Genomic DNA, 21148 nt, shown 5'->3' on the forward strand with positions numbered 1-21148 from the left:
TGATAGCCCGCCAGCCTCCGTAACGTCAGGCGGACAGTTCGTTCTCCAGGCGTTCAAGCTCTGCGACGATGGCGGCCCGCCTGGGTGAGCGCGGCGGCAGGAGCCTGAGGGCGGCAAGCCGGACGTCGACGTCGTCCCTCGCTTCAGGAAGCGCAGCGTATTTGAGGAGCGCGTCGGCGCTGCCGTCCGTGAGGACCGCTTCACGCAGGAGGGCCGAGACCTTCTGGCGCAGCTCCACGATTCCAGGCGCTTCCGAATGCGGGAGGACTGCACCTTTGTAGACGCCGAGGGCAATCCGGTGCGCTCCCCGTTGAAGGCAGGAAAGGACCTGGGCGGCGTCCAGGCCGAGGTCGATCGGCAGCCGGTACGGCCGGGACTCCGGGACGGCTGCGGGATCAAGCTCGTGGAGTACTTTGCGCAGGCGCACCATTTCGGCGCGGAGTGTGACCGTGGAACCGTCGCCCGGGTACAACGCCATCGCGAGTTCTTCGGCGCTGAGTCCGTCCGGGTGGGTCCCGAGAAGAGCCAGGATCTCGCTGTGCCTGGCCGAAAGCGGAATGCTGCGCCCGCCGATGCTCAGGAGGGCTTGGTCCCTGCCGAGCAATTGGAGGCTGTTCCGGTACAGCCCGGTCCCCTCCCGGGAGCCGACGACGGCGGCCGAGTTCCGGCGTCGGGCAGGTTGGGCACGCCGGTTGGCCGCGAGCTGGAGCCGCTCGACGCGCAATTGGGCTTGCGCCGCGGCGACAGTCGCCTCGACGAGGGATAGCGTGTGGGGCGCGACGGCGGCTTCCGTGCCTGTGATGTCGACGACGCCGAGGAGCGCGCCGGAGTCGGGATCGTGGAAGGGCACGGCAGTGCAGCTCCACGGATGGACCGAGCGTTTGTAGTGTTCGGCGCCCGATATCTGGATGCCGCGCCCCAGGGCGAGCGCGGTTCCCGGCGCGCTTGTCCCCACTGCCGCTTCGGACCAATCGGCGCCCGCCACGAACATCATGCCTTCGGCGCGGTGCCGGAACACCGGATTTCCGTCGACCCACAGCAACCGGCCGAGTTCATCGCCGACCGCCACCAGCAGTCCGCTCTCATGGCTGGGCTGGATGAGGAGTTTTTGGATCACGGGCATGATGGTGGCGAGCGGATGTTGCCGGCGGTAATCCTCGAGCTCGTCGACTTCCAATGCCAGCGGCGCCTCCGGCAGGTCCGGATTGGCCATGAACTGTGCTGAGCGCTGCCACGATTCCTTGATGAGGTTGCGTAGGCCGGAGAGCTCCGTGGCGCCCGAAATGCCGTTGCGCCAGGAATCGAGCTGTTCGTGGCCTGCGTAGGCGTGGCGTTGCAGCAGCTTGGCGTCATCCACCGAAGCTGGCGGGTGGATTGGATTCGTCATCGAACTCCCATGACCGGTCGCGGCACAGTATGGGCCAGTCTAGTTCCGTTCCTGGAGTTTGTGTACAGATCACGTCCCTAAAAGGCCGTTTTAAGGGCGTGACGTGTACACAAACTAGGACGACGACGGCGACAGCGCCCGGGCGAGCGCCGCGGGCTTGCGATTCGCCCAAGGTGCGGCCCTCTCCAGTTGGCCGGCTAGCCGGAAGAGCGTGGCTTCGTCGCCGAACCGGCCAAGGAAGGACATGCCCACCGGCAGTCCGTCCGAGTCGACTCCAAGAGGCACGGACATGGCCGGATTGCCCGAAAAATTGGCGTACTCACCGTCGAACATGAGGAACCGCCCGGCTTCCTTCTCGCCGCGCAACGGTTCCGCTTCCGTCCCACCGAGCGTTCCCAGGGGCAACGGCGGCCAACCGACCGTGGGCGTCAGCCACACATCGAAGTCCTCGAAGAAACCCGCGAGGCGGCGCGAAAAGCGTTGAAGTTCCTCCATGCCAAGCAGATACTCGCCGGCAGTGACCGGCCGGCACCGCTCGAAGTTGGCTGCGGTGAACGGTTCGATCTCGCCCGGTTCCGGCCGTCGTCCCGTTCGCTGCGTCCAGTACGCTTCGATCCAGGAGACAGCGCCACCGTAGACATTCTTGACGGCCCGGTGCCCAGCCCGTCCCAGCGGCTCGGGGTGAGCCTCCTTGACGCTATGGCCAAGTCCACTGAGCATGTCCACCGTTTCCTCGAACACGCGGACATAATCCGGATGGACATGCTGACCGGAATTCGGCGTCGCGGTGGCGGCAATCCGGAGTTTCCCCGGTGGTTCGGTCACTTCGTGCAGGAAAGGCCGCTCGACGGGAGGTGCCCAATAAGGGTCTCCTTGCGAAGGTCCCGCAGTGGCGTCGAGCAAGGCCGCCGAGTCCCGGACACTCCTGGTAAGTGCGTGTTCCACCGCGAGTCCGCCGGCGACGTCGCCGTACTCGGGTCCCATCGGCACGCGACCGCGGGTGGGTTTGAAACCGAAAACCCCGCACCAGGCGGCCGGATAGCGGAGGGAACCGCCAAGGTCGTTCCCGTGCGCCATCGGGACCATCCCAGATGCCACGGCCGCCGCGGATCCACCACTCGAACCGCTCGTTGACAAGGCCAGGTTCCAAGGGTTGCGGGTGGGGCCGTGCAACGCCGGTTCGCAGTGGGCACTCAGCCCGAATTCCGCGGTGTTGGTCTTCCCGAGGATCACGAGCCCGGCTTGGCGGTAGCGCCTGGCAAGCTCCTGGTCGTGGGCGGAAACGTTGTCCCTCAGCCAGCGCGACCCCTCAGTGAATGGCACTCCCGCAATTTCCAGGGCAAGGTCCTTGACGAGGAATGGGACTCCGGGAAATTGGGCGTTTGCCTGCTCTCCCGGATCCGTTCCTGGAGTTGTTGCCGGATCCATGTGCGCCACGATGCAGTTCAAAAGGGGATCGATGGTCTGGATACGGTCACGGGCTGCGTCGAGCAATTCCCCTGCCGAAACCGCGCCGCTCCGCACCAGCTCGGCTTGCCCGATCGCGTCCGTCCAGCGGAGCACCTCGTCCATGGCTCATTTTAGGCCCGCCCCTCCGGAGTTTGTGTACACTTTTAGCCCTTTAAACGGCGATTTAAGGGGGTAGATCTGTACACAAACTCGGGGTCAGGCGCGGGAGATGCCAATCATGTCCTCGCGCGGGACTACTTTGACACGTTCGCGTACGACGGCGGCTTCCGGGTTTTCGGCGGACCACGCCGCTCCGAGGGCTACTTCGTGCGCATCGAGCTTGTTCCATCCCTCCCAAGTGGTGTACTCGACACCGCGTTCCTCAAGGAGGTCGATGATGGCCTGCGGGTCCGGGTTTTCAGCCGGAGGAAGGGTGAGCCGGTCCTCCAACAAGCACCCGATGGTTTCGAGGGCGTCGCCCTTCGTGTGGCCGATCAGGCCGACCGGCCCACGCTTGATCCAACCCGTCGCATAAATACCCGGCACCGGCTTGCCGTCGGCACCCAACACGCGTCCGCCGTCGTTCGGGATAACGCCACGGCGGGCATCGTACTCAAGCTCATCCAGCGGCGAACCATGGTAGCCGATGGCCCGGTACACGGCCTGGACAGGGTAGTCCACGAACTCGCCAGTGCCTTTGACGTTGCCCGTGCCGTCCAACTGCATGCGTTCGAATTTGATGCCCGAAACTTTTCCGTTGCCGTCTTCCGAGGTGATTTCCACCGGGCTGTGCAGGAAGTGCAGGTGCAGGCGGCGCGAGGACGGCTGTTCGGCCTCGGCATGTTCTTCCACGAGCCAGTTGGTCAGCGTGTTGACCATGGTCTTGACCTGGTTGTTGGTGCGGATGGCGTCGTCGGAAGCTTCGTCGAACTCGAAATCCTCCGGGTACAGCACAATATCCACGTCGTTGGAGTGGGAAAGCTCGCGCAACTCCAGCGGAGTGAACTTGATCTGGGCCGGTCCGCGGCGGCCGAAGACATGCACATCGGTCACCGGGGAGCTCTTCAAGCCCTGGTAGACGTTGTCCGGGATTTCAGTGACCAGGAGGTCGTCCGCGTGCTTGGACAGCATGCGCGCGACGTCGAGGGCCACGTTGCCGTTGCCGATGACGGCGATTTCCTTGGCATCCAAGGGCCACTCGCGGGGCACGTCGGGGTGTCCGTCATACCAGGAAACAAAGTCGGCCCCGCCGAACGAACCTTCGAAGTCGATCCCGGGAATGTTGAGGTCGGCATCCTTGATCGCGCCAGTGGAGAAAATCACGGCATCGTAGAAGGAACGGAAATCATGCAGGGTGAGGTCGCGGCCGTACGTGACGTTTCCGAGGAATCGGATGTCGCCGCGGTCAAGGACCTTGTGCAGGGTATTGACGATGCCTTTGATGCGCGGATGGTCCGGAGCCACGCCGTAGCGGATCAAACCGTAAGGCGCCGGGTACGCCTCGAAGAGGTCGATGCTGACCTCGACGTCGCCGTCCTTGACCTCGTTGGATTTTGTCAGGATGTCCGCGGCGTAGACGCCGGCCGGTCCGGCGCCGACAATAGCGACGCGCAATGGACGTTTGGTGGTGGTTTCGGCCGAGTTGGACACCGTGGACCCTTCTGAGACGGGAAAAACGCCCCGCGTACTGGGGCGCGCAGTTTCCAATTCTAGTTCTCCGCCGTGCGTGGCGTGTTGGTCCGTGACAGTGCGTGGCGGAACGGGCTTGGAGGCAGCGAGCAATCTCACACCGACTTTCCGGCCGTCCGGTCAGGAATACACTCGCGAAATGTGATGTTCTTGACATTGTGTCTACGCCTGAGCAAACCGCGTCCGCCCAGTCCGCAACCGTTCCAAACGCACGAACCGCAGCCGCCAAGGCCGGGGTCAAGACCGTGAAGAATGAAACGACGGCGGGCATCGCCTTCGGCATCGGAGCGTACGGGCTGTGGGGGCTTCTTCCGCTGTACTTCGTTGTGCTGCAGCCCGCCGGTGCCGTGGAGATTGTGGCCAACCGGGTGGTGTGGTCGCTCATTTTCTGCACGCTGCTCATCACGATCACCCGGAGCTGGCCCCTCCTGGGAGCCGCCCTCAAGGACCGTGCAGTGCTTGGTCCGCTCGCCGCGGCGGCCGGGCTCATCGCCATCAACTGGCTGACTTACACTTTCGGCGTCACCACAGGACAAGCGGTCGAAGCCTCTCTCGGCTATTTCATCAACCCGCTCGTGTCAGTGCTCCTTGGCGTGTTCGTCCTGAAGGAAACGCTGCGCCCCCTCCAGTGGGCCGCCGTCGTCATCGGTTTCATCGCCGTCGGAGTCCTGACGCTTTCCTACGGAAAGCTCCCGTGGATCGCCTTGGTCCTGGCCTTCAGTTTCGGCCTTTACGGATTTGTGAAGAAGCGCGTCGGCCCCAAGGTGAACGCCATCACGAGCCTCACTGTGGAAACAGTGGTCCTCGCGCCGGTAGCGGGGGCAACCATGGTGTTCCTCGCGGTCACCGGCGCGGCGACCCTGGGGAACAGCGGCCCGGGACACTTCTGGCTCCTGGCCGCATCGGGCATCATTACCGCGGTGCCGCTCCTCTTCTTCGGCGCATCGGCACGCCGCTTGCCCATGACGACGATCGGCCTGCTGCAGTACTTCGCGCCGATCCTGCAATTCATCGTGGCCCTCACCGTCTTCCACGAGACCATGACCACGGATCGCTGGGTAGGCTTCGGCGTCGTGTGGCTGGCCCTGGTGCTCCTCACACTGGACATGCTCCGCGCAGCCCGCAAGAACTCGGTGATCAAGAAGCGGGCCCGCATCGGCGTAGCCTGACGCAGGCGTCGGAGCGGCCAGCTCCACGGGACATGCTCATTCTTCAAAGCAGCCAATGCGCATGTCCCCTCGTTGCCGCCAGCGCTTCGCGGGGACATGCTCATTCTTCAAAGCGGCCACTGGGCATGTCCCCTCGTTGCCACGGGACATGCTCCGCGTTAAAAGCCAAGGATGGACATAGAGGCACTATGTCCATCCTTGGAGCCCGGAGATGGGCATGTCCACGGGAGGGTGGGGTCAGGCGTTGGCCTTGATCGCCGTCGCCAGCACCTCGAGTCCGTCGAGCAGGAGTTCGTCGCTGATCACGAGCGGGGGCAGCAAGCGGATGACGTTGCCGTAGGTGCCGCAAGTCAGGATGATGACGCCTTCCTTGAGGCAAGCAGCGGCAACGGCCTTGGTCAGCTCGGGGTTCGGCTCCTTGGAACCGGCCTGGACGAGCTCGATCGCCAGCATGGCGCCGCGTCCACGGACGTCGCCGATCACCGAAACTTCAGCCGCGAGTTCACGCAAACGGGCCACGGCGATGTCTTCGATGTGGCGGGCGCGGCCGTTGAGGTCGTGCTCCTCCATGGTTCCAATGGCGGCGAGGGCAGCCGCGCAAGCAACCGGGTTGCCGCCGTAGGTGCCGCCGAGTCCGCCCGGGTGGACGGCGTCGAGCAGGTCAGCACGGCCGGTAATGGCAGACAACGGAAGTCCACCGGCAATGCCCTTGGCCATGGTGATGATGTCCGGGACAACGCCTTCGTGGTTCACAGCGAACCATTCACCGGTACGGCAGAAACCGGACTGGACTTCGTCGGCGATGAAGACGATGCCCTTTTCCTTCGCCCATGCGGAGAGCGCCGGCAGGAAGCCGTCGGCCGGGACAATGAAGCCGCCTTCGCCTTGGATCGGTTCGATGATGATCGCGGCAACCTGGTCGCCGCCGATCTGCTTCTCGATCATGGTGATGGCACGCTTCGCGGCTTCGGCACCCGTGATGTCCGGGTTTTCTTCGCGGAACGGGTAGCTCATCGGCATGCGGTAGACCTCGGGCGCGAACGGGCCGAAGTTGGTCTTGTACGGCATGGCTTTGGCGGTCAGCGCCATGGTCAGGTTGGTGCGGCCGTGGTAGGCGTGGTCGAAAGCGACGACGGCGTCGCGCCCGGTTGCGAGGCGTGCCACCTTGACGGCGTTCTCGACGGCTTCCGCGCCCGAGTTGAAGAGGACGGTGCGCTTCTCGTGCTCGCCCGGGGTGAGACGGTTGAGCTGTTCGGCGACAGCCACGTAGCCCTCGTACGGGGTGACCATGAAACAGGTGTGGGTGAAGTGGGCTGCAGCTTCCTGGACAGCGCCGACGACGGCGGGGTCCGAGGCTCCGACGCTCGTCACCGCGATGCCGGAACCGAGGTCGATGAAGGAGTTGCCGTCGACGTCGCGGATGATTCCGCCGTCGGCGTCTTCGACGTACACCGGGACGCCGGAGGAAACGCCAGCAGCGACGACGGCGGCGCGGCGTTCGTTCAGGGCCTGCGACTTGGGGCCGGGGAAAGCGCCGTTGATGTTGCGCTTCTGCTCCAGCCGGTAGGAGATTTCAGGTGCTGTTGCGGTCATGGTGTTTCTTTCTTTCTTGCTCAAAGTGTGCGATGCGCCTTGGGCGCCGCTGGGGCTCAGGCGTCGAGTGCGGACATCACGTGCTTGATGCGCGTGTAGTCTTCGACGCCGTACATGGAGAGGTCTTTGCCGTATCCGGACTGCTTGAATCCGCCGTGCGGCATCTCTGCGGTGAGCAGGATGTGCGTGTTGATCCAGACCGCACCGAAATCGAGGTCGCGGCTCATGCGCATCGCGGTTCCGTGGTCGGTGGTCCAGACGCTGGATGCCAGGGCGTAGTCGACGTCGTTGGCAAGTTCGAGCGCTTCGGCCTCCGTGGTGAACTTCTGGACCGTGATGACAGGTCCGAAGGTTTCCTTCTGCACGACGTCGTCGGTCTGCTTAGCGCCCGTGATGATGGTGGGTTCGAAGAAGAAGCCCTTCTCGCCCGCGCGGTGGCCGCCGGTCTCGATCTTGCAGTTGGCCGGCAGGTGCTCCACAACGGACGTCACGGCGTTGAAGTGGTTCACGTTGTTGAGCGGGCCGAAGTAGTTCTCTTCGTCGTTCTGCGAACCGGTGTGGAGCGTCTTGGTGTGTTCCACCAGCGCGGCAACCATGTCGTCGTGGATCTCGTCCTCGATCAGGACGCGCGTGATGGCGGTGCAGTCCTGGCCGGCGTTGAAGAAGGCGAATTCGGCGATGGCCGCGGCGCTCTTCTTGATGTCGGCGTCCTTGAAGACAATGGCCGGAGCCTTGCCGCCAAGTTCCAGATGGGCGCGCTTGAGGCCCTTGGCCGCACCGCCGGCGACGGCGATGCCCGCACGGACGGATCCGGTGATGGAGACCAGGCCCGGGACCTTGTGCTCGATCATCAATGCGCCGGTGGCACCGGTACCGAGGACCACATTGAGCACACCGGCGGGGAAGATCTCCCTTGCCAGCCGCGCAAGGACCAGCGTGGACTCCGGAGTGGTGTCCGACGGCTTGAGGACGACGGTGTTGCCGGCGGCGAGGGCGGGGCCGATCTTCCAGATGGCCATGAGGAACGGGTAGTTCCACGGAGCAACCTGGGCTACCACGCCGATCGGTTCACGGCGGACATACGAAGTGTGGCCTTCGAAGTATTCGCCTGCCGATTTGCCTTCCATGATGCGCGCGGCACCGGCGAAGAAGCGGAGCTGGTCTGCGCCCGCGGCAACTTCCTCGGAGGCGATGAGCGCGCGGACCTGGCCCGTGTTGCGGTGCTGGGCATCAACGAGTTCGTCGCTGTTGGCCTCGATCGCGTCGGCGAGCTTGAGGAGCATGAGCTGGCGCTGGCCTGGGGTGACGTGCTTCCACGTGGTGAAGGCTTCCTTGGCAGCCTGCATGGCGGCATCGACGTCGGCCTCCGTGGAGACAGGCGACTTTGCGACGATCTCGCCATTCGTGGGGTTCACGATATCGAGGAGTTCAGTGCCTGCCGGCGTCACGAATTCGCCGTTGATGAAGTTCTGCAAGGTTTGGACCACGGTGTACAACCTCTTTCATTGTCTAGGCATTGGTTGCAGCTGATCCGAGCCTATGCCAGCACCTCGCGGCGTGGAATAGTCAAATGCACACCCTCGCGGCATTGGCTTAGTGCGAGTGACCAGCGCCGGGATATCCTTGATCCCATGGCAATGTCTCTCGCCGCGCTCGTCGCCGTCCCTGCCCTTCGGCTCCGGAAAGCCGGCCTCGCGGAAACCACGTGGCAGGACGACATCCGATGGGTAGCCGTGACCGAGCAGGAGGATCCGCAGCGCTTCCTCAACGGTGGCGAACTGATCCTCACTACAGGGCTCAGGCTCAACGGCGCCGCGGAACAGCGCCGGTTTGTCCGGCAGGTCCAGCGGGCAGGGGCCGTCGGCATCGGCTTCGGCACCGGCCTCACGCACGACGCCGTCCCACCGGCCCTCATCGCGGAAGCGAACCGCTGGGGCCTGCCCCTCGTCGAGGTCCCCTACGAGACTCCCTTCATCGCCATCGGCAAACTCGTGGCGGATTCCCAATCCGCGGATCACTACTCCAAGCTCGAACGGCTCATCGCAGGCCACCAGGTCCTCGCACGGGCACTCCTGACCGGCGGGGGCCTGGGCGAATTGCTCAAGCAGCTGGGGAGCATGCTTCGCACGGACATCGCCCTCACGCAGTTCAGCGCCCAGCTATACAACAGCGTCGCGGGCAGCCCGGCCCCGACAGCCGGGGACTGGTCATCCTTCCCCATTCCCACCGGCCGCCGCGACGCCTGCACCCTGTGGATCAAGCAACCCTTCGGCGATACCGGCATTGTGGGCTACGCCCAGAACCTGATCAGCGTCGAACTCAACAACATGGTCAAACAGCGCCAGAGCCAGCGCGCCTTGGCAGGCCAGGTCCTCGACGACGTCATCCACGGAACGCTCGACACCGTCGAGGCCGCCCGCCGCCTCGCCGGCGTCGGAATCAACAGCACCCGCAAGAACGTCGTCCTCCTGGTGGTCTCGGCCGCCCACCACAAGCAACTGGGCAGCACCTCCCTGCCGCAATCGCTCGACGCGGGGGTGACCGCCGTCGTCGGGAAGGACCTGGTAACGGTGGTGCCCGACGACGGCAGTTCGGCGAGCGCGCTCGCGAAGGACCTCAGTGATCACCTTTTGGAAGCCGGAATCCATGCGGTGATCGGAATCGGCGGCGCGTACACGAAGCCAAACGGCGTGCGCTGGAGCTACTTTGAAGCGCGCGACGCCGTGGCGCACGGCTTGCCGGTCAACGAGCCCGAGCGCCTCAGCCTGACTTCCCTGCTGCTCGCGAGCGAGGACGTGCCGCTCGCGGACATGGCCAGCGAGGCCCTTACGCCGCTGCGCAAGTTCGATGCCGCCCACGGTTCGGAACTCGTCGCAACCCTGGAGAGCTACCTCAACCACAATGGTTCCGTCGCAGCCGTCGCGGACGCCCTCACGTTGCACCGCAATACCGTGCGCTATCGCTTGGCGCAGATTACGGACCTCACCGGCTACGACCCCGCCCAGACAGCCGACCGCGTGCAGTTGTGGCTTGCCCTGGCCGTGCAACGGCTCGGTTCGCGCAACCCGCGCTAAGACGCCCACGGAGAGATTGGACACAGAAGTTCCGCTCGTAAACATCAAACGTCTAACCTTTAGACATGGCTTCAACTCATCCGACACCCCATGCAATGGACGCGAACCGCAACCCGGCTGCCAAGGCGCGGGTAACCGAGGCGCACACCGCCGCGCCCGCAGCGCCGAAGTCCCGCGTGGTCGCCGTCGTCGGAATTGTCGCCGTCATCCTCATCGGACTGAACCTCCGCGCCGGGATCACCAGCGCGGCCGCCCTGTTCCACGAACTGCAGGCGGCCCTCGGTTACGGAGCGCTCGTCGCCTCAATCCTTCCCTCGATTCCGCTCCTCTGCTTCGCCGTTGCGGGACTCGCGACCTCATGGCTGACCCGGCGGATCGGTGTCGAGAAGTCGATCTTCGTGGCACTCGCCTTGCTCGCGGCAGGACTCCTCGTCCGTAGCGTTCCGGCAACCGGCGCCCTGCTCGGCGGAACTGTCCTCGCGATGTCCGGCCTGGCCGTGTGCAACGTCGCCATGCCGTCCTACATCCGCGAACACTACGCCGCCAAGACCTCCATGATGACCGGCCTGTACACCTTCACGATGTCCGGCGGCGCCACCTTCGCGGCCGCGGTCAGTGTTCCGCTCGCGCAGCAGCTTGGCTCGCCGTCCATGGGCCTGGCCGCGTGGGGCGTTCTCGGGGTCGCCGCATTGCTCGGCTTCCTGCCAATAGTCCTCCACAGCCACCGCACCGCCCGGAAGGCCAGCCAGGAACACGTCTCCATGTGGCCGCTCCTGCGCACGCGGCTCGGATTCCTGATCACGGCCATCTTCACGCTCCAGGCCGTCCTGGCGTACGCCGTCATGAGCTGGTTCGCGTATATCCTCACGAACCAGGGACTCAGCGCTTCCGAGAGCGGGCTTCAATTCGGGCTCATGCAGCTCATGTCCGTGGCCGCAGGCATGATCCTGCTCGCGATCGGATCGCGGCCCGGAATGATGCGCCCCGCGCTCTACCTCGGAAGCGGAACAACCCTTCTGGGGGTTCCCGCCATGCTGTTCCTCCCGACGTCGTTCGCGGCGGTTCCCGCCGTACTGTTCGGCTTCGGTCTGGGCATCTTCCCCCTGGTCCTGGTGATCATCAGCCGCAGCGGGCGTACGACGGCGGAAACCACCGCCATGTCCACCGTTTCCCAATCCGTGGGCTACTTGATTTCGGCCCTGGGGCCGTTTGGCATGGGCCTCATCCATAGCGCCACCGGCGGCTGGACCGTACCCTTGGCGCTGCTCGCGGTCGTCGCCCTTGCCCTGATGGCTACGAGCCACCAGCTGACCAGCAAGCGCACTCAGCTCAAGGCCGGACCGAGGCCTGTGGCATGAGCCTCGTTCCTTCACACCGTCCGGCATTGGCCGAGGAAGTCACCAACCAGCTCCGCGGCATGATCCAGTCCGGCGAATGGCCGCTGCAGGAGAAGATTCCCGCGGAGCCGTTGCTCATGGCATCCCTAGGGGTCTCGAGGGGCACCCTTCGCGAAGCCATCAAGGCCCTGGCACACAGTGGCATGCTGGAAGTCCGCCGCGGCGACGGCACATACGTCCGGGCAACCAGCGAAATTTCCGGCGCTGCCCAGCGGATGTGCATGGAACACACCCAGGAACACGTTGTGGAGGTCCGAGTGGGCCTCGATACCCAGGCAGCGCGGTTGGCCACCAAAAACGCCACGGATGACGACATCGCCGTCCTGCGCGAGCTCCTCAAGGTCAGGCGCGACGCCTGGTTCGCCGGCGACTACCCCGCGTGGGCCCGGGCTGACTGGGACTTCCACGAAAGGGTGGCGTTGGCCTCGGGCAACCCCTTGCTGCATCAGTTGTACGTTTCGTTCGGCGGCGTCTTCCACGACGACCTCCTGCGGCAGCAGCGCAAAGCCGGCTTTAACGGCATCCCCCACGAAGGCCACGACGAGCTCGCCGACGCCATCGAGGCACGCGACGAAGCCGCCGCCGTCGCGAGCGTGTACCGCAACCTGGACTTCGCCGCGGAGTGGCTCACCCACTGATCCATGCTCGGCTCCGGTCCCCAAATCCCCATCCCCCGCTCACGTCATGTGCGCGAGCATCAGGAAAAACCCGACGACATGTGAGAGAGCGTTGGCAAAATGTGCGTCAGAGATGAGCGAGCGTCGGAGGGGGTTAGTCGGCTGCGGGGCGCGTGAGATCCACGCCGGCAGCGGCGGCCGCACGGAAAGGCGCATCGATGAGCACGACGTCGCGGCCGGCGCGGTGCAGCAGGCTCGCGGCAACGCCGGCCCGGTAGCCGGTGGCGCAGTGCACCCACGTCCGGGCCTCGGGCAATTCGTCCACCCGGAGCAGCACTTCATGAAGGGGAATGTTCACGGCGCCACGGACATGCGAAGCCGCGAATTCCTCGGTTCGGCGCACGTCGAGCACGGTTTCGTCGGAGGTCCGGTCCCGCGCCAGCCCTGTCCAGTCGCTCACCGGATAACGCACCAGGGGAACACCGTGCGCAAGGGACCCGGGATCAGTGCCCACCGCGGCGTCGAGGGATTCGATACCGATCCTCGCGAGGTCGCGGATCGCGCGCTCCACCTCGTCGAGCGCCCCCACGAGGGTAAGCGGCTGCTGCCACGGAAGTACCCAGCCCAAGTAGCTCGTGAAGCTGGACCCGGTGCCGTACTCGAAGCTGACACTGCCCAGCAGATGGTCGTCCGCGAATGCCACGCGGTTGCGGAGGTCCACCACCCATTCACCTGCTTCGAGCCTGTGCGTCAGCTCCGCTGGATCAAGGCTCTCAGGGACTTCGAACGACGCCGGGCCAGGGCCGGCCGAATTCAGCGGATTCATGTGCGCGTAATAGGCGGGGTACGCGGTGACGTTGGCCAACAGGCCCGCCACGAAATGGTCTTCGTCGGGATCGGTCAGCGCGTGGTTCGAGGCCAGTTGGTCCCCGATGGTCGAGGTCTGGGCTTTCGACGCCGGACCCACGGAGCAGAAGGAGCCGAAACCATGCGTAGGGTAGAGGATGGCCTCCGGCCCGGCCTCGTCCACGAGCCTGTGAACCGATTTGTATTGGTCGTGGGCCAGCCCCTTGGTGTCCCGGGCTGCGATCAGGTCCGTCCGGCCGACGGAACCATACAACAAGCTGCCGCCGGAAAACACGGCCGCAGCGCCGCCGTCGTACGCTTCATCCCGCACCACGTACGCAAGGTGGGTGTGCGTGTGGCCGGGAGTGGCCACGACTTTTACGGTGAGCCGCCCTACGCGGATGACCTCACCGGCCGAAACGGGCTCGCGATCGAAGCCCACGTTGTCCGCGCCGTTCAGCAAATAGGCGGCGTGGTGGTTGCGGGCAAGGACCAGCCCGCCTGTGACGTAGTCGTTGTGGATGTGGGTTTCGGCGACGTGGGTGATTGTCACACCGGCGTCGCGCGCGGCGGCTTCGATCCGATCAGTGTCGCGCTGGGGGTCGATCACGAGCCCCACTGTGCCGTCATGGACGAGGTAGCTGCGGTCCCCCAGTTGGGTCGTTTCGACGACAACAACTTCCATGACGCGAGTCTAACCCCGCTCAAGCAAAGCAAGGCGGGGTCACTTACGGTCCATTCCGGTGCTCCGGATGGGCCGTAAGTAACCCTCCCCACCCGCCCCCTTCGAGTCCTAGACCTGCGCTGCGACGCCGTCGCGCGAAATGTCCACCATGTCTTCGCGGGGCACTACCTTGATGCGTTCGCGCTGGACCTCGACGCCGTGCGAAGTACCGGCTTCAGAAGCTGCGGCACCCAAGGCAAGCTCGTGGGCGTCCAAGGCCAGCCAGCCTTCCCAGCTGGTGAACTTCACGCCGCGCGCGTCGAGGAGTTCGACGACGGCATCCGCCTCAGGCACGGAAGCGAACGGCAGGTTCCCGCGGTCTTCCAGCAGGTACGTGACCGTCTCCAGGGCGTCACCCTTGGTGTGCCCGATCAGGCCGATGGGGCCACGCTTGATCCAACCGGTGGCGTACAAACCCGGAACATGCTCGCCGGACGCATCAAGCACGCGGCCGCCGTCGTTGGTGATGACGCCCTTCTTGTGGTCGAACTCAACGTCCGGGAGGGCGGAACCGAAGTATCCGATAGCCCGGTACACAGCCTGCACCGGGTAGTCGACAAATTCGCCGGTACCGCGCGCATTGCCGGTGCCGTCCAGCTCGGTGCGCTCGAACTTGATGCCGGCCACCTGTCCCGGGGTTTCAGCGGAATCAACGATCTCCACCGGGCTGTGCAGGAAGTGCAGGTGCAGGCGGCGGGATGCCGTGAGTTCGGAAAGGTCTTCAGGCTGCTCAGCGATCCAGTTGGTGAGCGTACCGACCATGGTCTTGGTCTGGTTGTTCGTCTGGATCTGGCGGTCCGATTCTTCGTCGAACTCGAAGTCCTCGGCGTAGAGGATGATGTCCACGTCCTTGGAGTGCGAGAGTTCGCGGAGTTCCAGCGGGGTGAACTTCACCTGGGCAGGACCACGGCGGCCGAAAACGTGCACATCCGTGACAGGCGAAGCCTTGAGGCCTGCGTAGACGTTGTCCGGAATTTCAGTGACCAGGAGGTCGTCCGCGTGCTTGGACAGGACTCGCGCCACATCCAGCGCCACGTTGCCGTTTCCAAGCACCGCCACGGAGGTTGCCTCGAGCGGCCATTCGCGGGAAACGTCAGGGTGTCCGTCGTACCAGGAGACGAAGTCTGCGCCGCCGTAGGAACCCTCAAGCTCGATGCCGGGGATGTTCAGGTCGGCGTCCTTGATGGCACCCGTGGCGAAGATAATGGCGTCGTAGTGGGTGCGAAGGTCCTCGATGGACAGGTCGGTACCGTAGTCCACATTGCCGAAGAAGCGGATGTCGCCGCGGTCAAGGACCTTACGCAGGGCGTTGACGATGCCCTTGATGCGGGGGTGGTCCGGGGCGACGCCGTAGCGGATCAGGCCGTAGGGGGCCGGGTAGCGATCGAACAGGTCGATGCTGACGGTCAATTCGCCGCTCTTGACGGCCTCGCTCTTGGTGAGGATGTCTGCCGCGTAGACGCCGGCCGGGCCGGAGCCGATGACGGCGACGCGCAGCGGGCGTGCAGCGGTTCCTACGGTGGTGCTAGATGACACGGCTGTGTTCCTTTTCTTCTGCATCAGGAGGTTGTGATTCGGGGCTTGTTCGGGGTAATGGTGCTGTAGTTGGCAGTCTTGAAATGCTCCGGGGCGAACGGGCTCACGCGCACAACGTCACCGACCACAATCACCGCGGGATTTGCGACGCCGGCAGCTTCGGCCTGGTCTGCGATGGTCGCCAGAGTGCCGATCGTGACGCGCTGTTCGGGCATGTAACCGTTCTCCACGATACCCACCGGCGTGTCCAACGGCATTCCGGAACCCGCGAGCGCAGCGGCTGATTCACGGAGCTTGGCAACACCCATGAGGAGGACCACGGTATGGTCGGGGCGGGCGGGTACCTCGGAGAGTTCTTCGTGGCCGGTCACCACGCTGAAGCCTTTCGCCAGTCCCCGGTGCGTCACCGGGATGCCTGCAGCGGCGGGCACGGAAATGGCCGACGTGACGCCGGGAACCACTTCGACCTCGACGCCGTTCTGGCGGCAGAATTCCGCTTCTTCACCGCCGCGGCCCAAGACATAGGGGTCGCCGCCTTTGAGGCGGACCACTCGGTTGCCCGCGAGGGCCTCGTCGACGAGGATCCGGTTGATTTCCAACTGCGGAACGGGGTGGTGGCCCGGAGTCTTGCCGACCTCGATCACGCGGACGTCGGGCGCCAGTTCGTTCAGCAGGTCGCGCGGTCCAAGCCGGTCCGCCACGACGACGTCGGCCTGGCCAAGGAGGCGACGTCCGCGCACCGTGATGAGTCCGGTATCGCCCGGACCCCCGCCCACGAGGGCGACAGTTCCGGCCGAAGCCCGACGACGGCGGAGCGGCAGGTCTCCGGCGTCGAGCGCCGTAGCGACGGCGTCGCGCAAAGCCATGGCGCGGCGCGGGTCTCCCCCGGCGTTGATGGCGATCTTGACGTCGTCGACGACGGCGACCGCCGGAGTCCACGCGGCTGAAGTTTCGTGGTCCGAGGCATTGACGCACCAGATGCGCTGCGCCTCGGCGTCGGCGGCAACCTGGGTGTCAACAGCGGAAACGCCGGTGGCCGTCTGCACGAACCACACGCCGTCGACGTCGGAAGTACGGTACGTGCGCGGCTCCCACGCGAGGAGGCCCGAATCGGCGAGTTCGCGAAGCGCGTCCGACGCAACAGGAGCCACCACGGTTACCCGGGCGCCGGCGTCGAGCAGTCCCTTGGCGCGCCGCGCCGCCACGGGTCCGCCGCCCACCACCAGTACTGGACGGCCTAGAAGCCGCAGCGCCGTGGGGTAGATGTCCTGAATTGCCATGAAAAAACTGTAGGGCCGGTTCGTAACATGCTTCAAAGGTCCGGAAACACCAGTTCACGCTAGGTAACCCTGCGTCACATTACGCTCGCGTCGGTGCCTCCCAGCCGATCGCGGGTGCCACGTACTTGGCGATGTTCCCCAGGAGCTTGACGTTGTAGTCCACGCCGAGTTGGTTGGGCACCGTGATGAGGACCGTATCGGCAGCTTGGACCGCGGCGTCCTGCGCGAGTTCCTCCGCGAGGGAATCGGGTTCGCCGACGTAGCTCTTGCCGAAGCGGGACAACGCGCCGTCGAGCATGCCCACTTGGTCCCGGTTATCCACTTGGGCCCGCAGGCCGAAATAGTGTTCGTCTTCGGCGTCCACCACGGGAATGATGCTGCGGCTCACCGAAACGCGCGGCTCGAATCCGTGCCCGGCGGCCGACCAGGCCTCACGGAACATGGAGATCTGTTCGGCCTGGAGCTGGTCGAAGGGCACTCCTGTGTCCTCGGTCAGGAGCGTGGAGCTCATGAGGTTCATCCCCTGCTCCGCGGCCCAGACGGCGGTCTTCCGCGTACCGGCGCCCCACCAGATCCGCTGCGGCAACCCGGGCGACGTCGGCTGGATCGGCAGGAGGCCGCGTCCGCCGCCCACGTAGGAAGGGTCGGCTTCGGCCACGCCACGGCCGGCTATCGCGTGCCGGAAGACGGCGGTATGGCGACGTGCCATCGCTGCGTCATCTTCGCCGTCGGCCGGTTCGTACCCGAAGTATCGAGCGCCGCGCAACGCCGGCTCGGGTGAACCACGGCTCACGCCGAGCTGGAGCCTGCCTCGGCTGATGAGGTCGGTGGCCGCGGCTTCCTCGGCCATGTACAAGGGGTTTTCGTAGCGCATGTCGATCACGCCTGTGCCCATTTCGATCATGGTGGTCCGCGCGGCGATGGCAGCGAGGAGCGGGAACGGCGAGGACTGTTGGCGCGCGAAGTGGTGCACGCGGAAGAAGGCTCCGTTGATGCCGAGTTCCTCTGCCGCGACGGCCAGGTCGATCCCTTGGAGCAGGGCGTCTCCGGCCGAAGGAGTCAGGGAACCTTGGACCGGCCCCCAATGGCCGAAGGAGAGAAAACCGATTCGTTTCATGCCCGCGTCAACCACGGGCAAGCCCTTGGAATTCCCCCGAGTTTGTGTACAGCTCGCACCCGTTAAGAAGGCTCTTAAGGTGTGCGAGCTGTACACAAACTCCCGGGGGTTAGCGGGTGCTGCCTGCCAGAAGGCCGCGGCGCAGGAGCAAGCGGCGCTCGATCGGGGCGAACACCAGCAGTTCGATGAGGATGCCCACGAACAGGATGGCCAGGATCGCGGACATCACAGTGGACATGTCCGAAAGCGTGCGGCCCTGGTCCAGGAGCGAACCCAGCCCGAAGCCGATGGTGCCGCCCACGGCGATGATCTCCGCCGCCATGAGGGAGCGCCACGAGAACGCCCAACCTTGCTTGAGTCCGCCAAGGTAGCCGGGCAGGGCCGCCGGGAGGATGATCTGCAGGGCCATCTGGATCCGGGACGCGCCAAGGACCTTGCCGACGCTGCGGTACTGCGGCGGGATCTGGTCGACGCCGGAAATGAGCCCGTTGATGATGGAAGGGATGGCACCCATCAGGACCACGAAGTACACCGTGCCGTCCGAGAGGCCGAACCAAATGATCGCGGCCGGAACCCAGGCCACGGACGGCAGCACCTGGAGGCCCGAAATGAGCGGCCCGAAGGCACGGCGCAGCGGCTGGACTTGCGCGAGGATCAGTCCCAGCGGAGTAGCGACGGCGACGCTGATGAGGAAGCCGATCACGCCACGCTGCAAAGAGGTGAGGATGGCTTCCTGGGCCTTCCCTTCAGCCCACAAGGATCCGAACTGGCCCAGGACATCGAGCGGACCGGGAACCTGGTCCTGCCGCTTGAAGCCCAAGGCGACGTAGAGCTGCCATGCGAGGACCAGCACCAGCAGGGCGGCGACGGGGAGGATGACCCTGGTCCAGTCGATGCCCGCTTTGCGGTTGGCATCCGACTGCAGCTTGTCCAGGCCGGCCTCGAGGTCCCGGAGCTCGTCCGGATTCCCCTTCAGCGCCGGCGAGGTGATGTGACGGGACTCCGTGGCGTTTTCGGCACTCGCTTCTTCGAGGAGCCGGGTGTCTTGTTCAATTGGCATGGCGGCGGATCTCCTCGCGCAGGCGGCGGGTAATGGTTCCAGTCAGTTCCCCGGCGCGGCCGGCATCGGTACGGTGTTCCTCGGTGACGGCCCATTCGGCAACCACCCTCCCCGGACGCGAAGACAAGAGCAGGACCCGCTGGCCCAAGCGCACGGCTTCGCGCACGTTGTGGGTGACGAAAACGATGGTGCGCCCGGTTTCCTTCCAGATCCGCTCAAGCTCGTCATGCAGGAGGTCGCGGGTGATGGCATCGAGCGCGGCGAACGGTTCGTCCATGAGGAGGACTTGCCGGTCCTGGGCCAAGGCCCTCGCCAGGGCAATGCGCTGGCGCATGCCGCCCGAAAGCTCGTGCGGACGCTTGTCCCCGGCGCCGCCCAGGTGGACCAGTTCCAACAGTTCGCCGGCACGTGCCGCGCGGGAGGCCTTGGTGGTGCTGCCGGTCTTGTCGGCGAGCTTCAACGCGAGTTCGATGTTGCCCCGCGCAGTCAACCACGGGAAGAGCGCAGAGTCCTGGAACATGAAGGCGGCACCGTCACTGGGCACTTCAAGGGCGCCCGACGTCGGATGGTCGAGACCCGCGATGATGTTCAGCAGGGTGGACTTGCCGCAGCCGGACGCACCGAGAAGCGCGACGAACTCGCCTTGCTCGATGGTGGCGTTGACGTCGTCAAGCACCGGGGCGCCGTCGCCGAAGCGTTTACCCAGGTGATCCAGTACGACTGGCATGGTCCCGTCCTTCGTTTGTTGCTTCGTGGTGGAAATGGAAGTTGGTTCTAGTCTTGGCCGAGTCCGGCCGCCGAAATCTTTTGGCTTGTCACGGTGTTCAGGGCGCGGAGGTCGAAGATGCCGTTGATGTCGGCCTGTTTGGTGACCCCGGCATCCACCCCGTCCTGCAGGAGTTTCTTGTAGGTCCCGGCCAACGGGTCCACGGTGAAGGTGATGTTCGCCAGGGACCGGTCGATCACATCCGCCGGCAGGGCGGATCCCGCGGTGGCCTTCAACGCCGCGTTGATCGTGCTGGCCTTCTCCGCCGCCGGGGCACTGTTCAGCCAGTCCACCGCCGCCTTGTTCCCCCGCAGCAACGCCGCCACCGTCTCGGGGTGCTCCGCGGCGAACTTCTTGCTCACGATCAGGATCGTCGTCGGGAACCGGCCCTGATCCCAAAGACTCTTTTCGTCCACGAGCACCTTCGCCCCGGCCTGCAGCACCAACCGCGAGGCCCACGGCTCGGGCAACCACGCACCGTCGAGCTTGCCGTCCTGGAACAACTTCAACGTCTGCGCGTTCTCGGTCGGGTTGATCGCCACATCCCCGCCACCGGCCGCGCTGACCTTCAACCCCTGCTTGCCCAGCCAGGCACGCAACGCCACATCCTGCGTCCCGCCCAACTGCGGCGACGCCAGCGTCTTGCCCTTCAAATCCGCCGCCGAATTGATCCCCGGCTTCACCACCAACTGCGCCCCGCCCGACGCCGCACCGGCAATGACGCTGATCGAAGCGCCCTTGCTCTGCACGAACGAGTTGATCGCCGGGTTCGGGCCCAGGTACGCGGCATCGATCGCGCCGGCATTCAACGCCTCGATCGCCGCCGGACCGGCGTTGAAAATCTGCGTGGACAGCTTCGTGGCACCCAGTTCCTTCGCGATCAGGCCCTTGCTCACCCCGACCAGGGCCGGGGCGTGGGTGACATTGCCGAAATAGCCCAGCTTGAGTTCCGCCGCGGGCGAGGTCGACGCCGCCGCCACGGCCGGCTGGGCCTCATTGTTCTTCGCAACCACGGACGCCACGGCAGCACCGCCGCCCACCAGCACCACCAGACCGGCAGCAACACCAATCTGAAGCGCACGACGACGGGACGGCCTACCACCGTCACCAGCAACAATCCTGATGTTGCCGGGCGCCGGTCCGGGCTGTGTGGGTTCTGGGGTGTTGGCCATGTTGGGAGATCCTTGGATGCGTTGTGGGGTGCCTGGCGGTTTGTCCGGCCTAGCGACATCGCCCTTCATGGGCAGGCAAGGACCGTTCCGGATTGGTCATGGATAAACCTTAGGGATTGTCATAATTGCCGTTCAATGACGTGGAAACCCGGGGTCACGCAGGTTCACGCGGCGTCACAATCGAGCGGTCCACATTACGAAAAAACCGCAGCCTGTTTCCCATCCCGGCGCTTGAAAGCACGGTTTGGGAAACAAGCTGCGGTTTCACGAGG

16 protein-coding genes are annotated in these 21148 nt (G+C 65.1%); 4 read left to right on the top strand and 12 right to left on the bottom strand.

The genetic code is table 11. The features are described from left to right. Nucleotides 1-25: 25 nt before the first annotated feature. From ABCW42_RS16155 to ABCW42_RS16165, 3 genes are all read right to left on the bottom strand, one after another. Nucleotides 26-1387: a GAF domain-containing protein gene (locus tag ABCW42_RS16155; RefSeq protein WP_423182138.1), complete on the bottom strand. Its 1362-nt coding sequence runs from the start codon at nucleotides 1385-1387 to the stop codon at nucleotides 26-28. A 114-nt stretch (nucleotides 1388-1501) separates the two neighbouring features. Continuing rightward, nucleotides 1502-2959 (bottom strand): amidase, encoded by a 1458-nt coding sequence (locus ABCW42_RS16160; protein ID WP_423182139.1) that lies wholly within the window; start codon nucleotides 2957-2959, stop codon nucleotides 1502-1504. 93 nt (nucleotides 2960-3052) lie between these two features. Next, on the bottom strand, nucleotides 3053-4486 hold the full coding sequence (locus ABCW42_RS16165) for an FAD-dependent oxidoreductase (protein ID WP_423182140.1): 1434 nt from the start codon (nucleotides 4484-4486) through the stop codon (nucleotides 3053-3055). Nucleotides 4487-4683: 197 nt separating this feature from the next. On the opposite strand from ABCW42_RS16165, the gene rarD reads away from it, so the two are divergent. Continuing rightward, the gene (gene rarD, locus ABCW42_RS16170) at nucleotides 4684-5694 is read left to right on the top strand and encodes an EamA family transporter RarD (RefSeq protein ID WP_423182141.1); all 1011 of its coding nucleotides are present in this window, start codon (nucleotides 4684-4686) and stop codon (nucleotides 5692-5694) included. A gap of 237 nt (nucleotides 5695-5931) precedes the next feature. Here the strand turns inward: rarD and gabT are convergent, their stop codons facing one another. Next, nucleotides 5932-7287 carry a 4-aminobutyrate--2-oxoglutarate transaminase gene (gene gabT, locus ABCW42_RS16175; RefSeq protein WP_423182142.1) on the bottom strand — a complete coding sequence of 452 codons (1356 nt, stop codon included), beginning with the start codon at nucleotides 7285-7287 and terminating at the stop codon, nucleotides 5932-5934. A gap of 56 nt (nucleotides 7288-7343) precedes the next feature. Continuing rightward, a complete protein-coding gene (locus ABCW42_RS16180; RefSeq protein ID WP_423182143.1) occupies nucleotides 7344-8774 on the bottom strand; it encodes an aminobutyraldehyde dehydrogenase in 1431 nt (476 codons plus the stop codon). A 144-nt stretch (nucleotides 8775-8918) separates the two neighbouring features. Between ABCW42_RS16180 and ABCW42_RS16185 the strand changes: the two genes are divergently transcribed. The 3 genes from ABCW42_RS16185 (at nucleotide 8919) to ABCW42_RS16195 (ending at nucleotide 12396) form a co-directional block, all read left to right on the top strand. Beyond that, nucleotides 8919-10361 carry a PucR family transcriptional regulator gene (locus ABCW42_RS16185; RefSeq protein ID WP_423182144.1) on the top strand — a complete coding sequence of 481 codons (1443 nt, stop codon included), beginning with the start codon at nucleotides 8919-8921 and terminating at the stop codon, nucleotides 10359-10361. Between the two features lie 95 nt (nucleotides 10362-10456). Then, complete coding sequence (locus tag ABCW42_RS16190; RefSeq protein WP_423184922.1) at nucleotides 10457-11719, top strand: MFS transporter; 1263 nt, start codon at nucleotides 10457-10459, stop codon at nucleotides 11717-11719. Then, nucleotides 11716-12396 (top strand): FadR/GntR family transcriptional regulator, encoded by a 681-nt coding sequence (locus ABCW42_RS16195; RefSeq protein ID WP_423182145.1) that lies wholly within the window; start codon nucleotides 11716-11718, stop codon nucleotides 12394-12396. The genes ABCW42_RS16190 and ABCW42_RS16195 overlap by 4 nt, the downstream gene beginning before the upstream one ends. A gap of 133 nt (nucleotides 12397-12529) precedes the next feature. On the opposite strand, the gene ABCW42_RS16200 is transcribed toward ABCW42_RS16195, so the two are convergent. From ABCW42_RS16200 to ABCW42_RS16230, 7 genes are all read right to left on the bottom strand, one after another. After that, on the bottom strand, nucleotides 12530-13906 hold the full coding sequence (locus tag ABCW42_RS16200) for an MBL fold metallo-hydrolase (protein WP_423182146.1): 1377 nt from the start codon (nucleotides 13904-13906) through the stop codon (nucleotides 12530-12532). Between the two features lie 108 nt (nucleotides 13907-14014). Beyond that, a complete protein-coding gene (locus ABCW42_RS16205; protein ID WP_423182147.1) occupies nucleotides 14015-15481 on the bottom strand; it encodes an FAD-dependent oxidoreductase in 1467 nt (488 codons plus the stop codon). A gap of 23 nt (nucleotides 15482-15504) precedes the next feature. Further along, nucleotides 15505-16761 (bottom strand): uroporphyrinogen-III C-methyltransferase, encoded by a 1257-nt coding sequence (gene cobA / locus ABCW42_RS16210; protein WP_423182148.1) that lies wholly within the window; start codon nucleotides 16759-16761, stop codon nucleotides 15505-15507. 79 nt (nucleotides 16762-16840) lie between these two features. Beyond that, entirely contained in the window at nucleotides 16841-17878 is a 1038-nt protein-coding gene (locus ABCW42_RS16215; protein WP_423182149.1) for an LLM class flavin-dependent oxidoreductase, read from the bottom strand. Between the two features lie 109 nt (nucleotides 17879-17987). Beyond that, entirely contained in the window at nucleotides 17988-18938 is a 951-nt protein-coding gene (locus ABCW42_RS16220; RefSeq protein ID WP_423182150.1) for an ABC transporter permease, read from the bottom strand. Beyond that, nucleotides 18928-19665 (bottom strand): ABC transporter ATP-binding protein, encoded by a 738-nt coding sequence (locus ABCW42_RS16225; RefSeq protein WP_423182151.1) that lies wholly within the window; start codon nucleotides 19663-19665, stop codon nucleotides 18928-18930. The genes ABCW42_RS16220 and ABCW42_RS16225 overlap by 11 nt, the downstream gene beginning before the upstream one ends. A 47-nt stretch (nucleotides 19666-19712) precedes the next feature. After that, complete coding sequence (locus ABCW42_RS16230; protein ID WP_423182152.1) at nucleotides 19713-20876, bottom strand: ABC transporter substrate-binding protein; 1164 nt, start codon at nucleotides 20874-20876, stop codon at nucleotides 19713-19715. Between the last annotated feature and the right edge of the window lie 272 nt (nucleotides 20877-21148).

The organism is Arthrobacter sp. NyZ413 (assembly GCF_049390645.1).
In the GTDB taxonomy this organism is placed as follows: domain Bacteria; phylum Actinomycetota; class Actinomycetes; order Actinomycetales; family Micrococcaceae; genus Arthrobacter.

Bases quoted from the DNA above. Each gene is read 5' to 3' on its own strand.
- ABCW42_RS16230 (WP_423182152.1), bottom strand. From the start codon at position 20,876: ATGGCCAACACCCCAGAACCCACACAGCCCGGACCGGCGCCCGGCAAC.
- ABCW42_RS16155 (WP_423182138.1), bottom strand. From the start codon at position 1,387: ATGACGAATCCAATCCACCCGCCAGCTTCGGTGGATGACGCCAAGCTG.
- ABCW42_RS16160 (WP_423182139.1), bottom strand. From the start codon at position 2,959: ATGGACGAGGTGCTCCGCTGGACGGACGCGATCGGGCAAGCCGAGCTG.
- ABCW42_RS16195 (WP_423182145.1), top strand. From the start codon at position 11,716: ATGAGCCTCGTTCCTTCACACCGTCCGGCATTGGCCGAGGAAGTCACC.
- ABCW42_RS16190 (WP_423184922.1), top strand. From the start codon at position 10,457: ATGGACGCGAACCGCAACCCGGCTGCCAAGGCGCGGGTAACCGAGGCG.
- ABCW42_RS16225 (WP_423182151.1), bottom strand. From the start codon at position 19,665: ATGCCAGTCGTACTGGATCACCTGGGTAAACGCTTCGGCGACGGCGCC.
- ABCW42_RS16215 (WP_423182149.1), bottom strand. From the start codon at position 17,878: ATGAAACGAATCGGTTTTCTCTCCTTCGGCCATTGGGGGCCGGTCCAA.
- ABCW42_RS16185 (WP_423182144.1), top strand. From the start codon at position 8,919: ATGGCAATGTCTCTCGCCGCGCTCGTCGCCGTCCCTGCCCTTCGGCTC.
- cobA (WP_423182148.1), bottom strand. From the start codon at position 16,761: ATGGCAATTCAGGACATCTACCCCACGGCGCTGCGGCTTCTAGGCCGT.
- gabT (WP_423182142.1), bottom strand. From the start codon at position 7,287: ATGACCGCAACAGCACCTGAAATCTCCTACCGGCTGGAGCAGAAGCGC.
- ABCW42_RS16200 (WP_423182146.1), bottom strand. From the start codon at position 13,906: ATGGAAGTTGTTGTCGTCGAAACGACCCAACTGGGGGACCGCAGCTAC.
- ABCW42_RS16220 (WP_423182150.1), bottom strand. From the start codon at position 18,938: ATGCCAATTGAACAAGACACCCGGCTCCTCGAAGAAGCGAGTGCCGAA.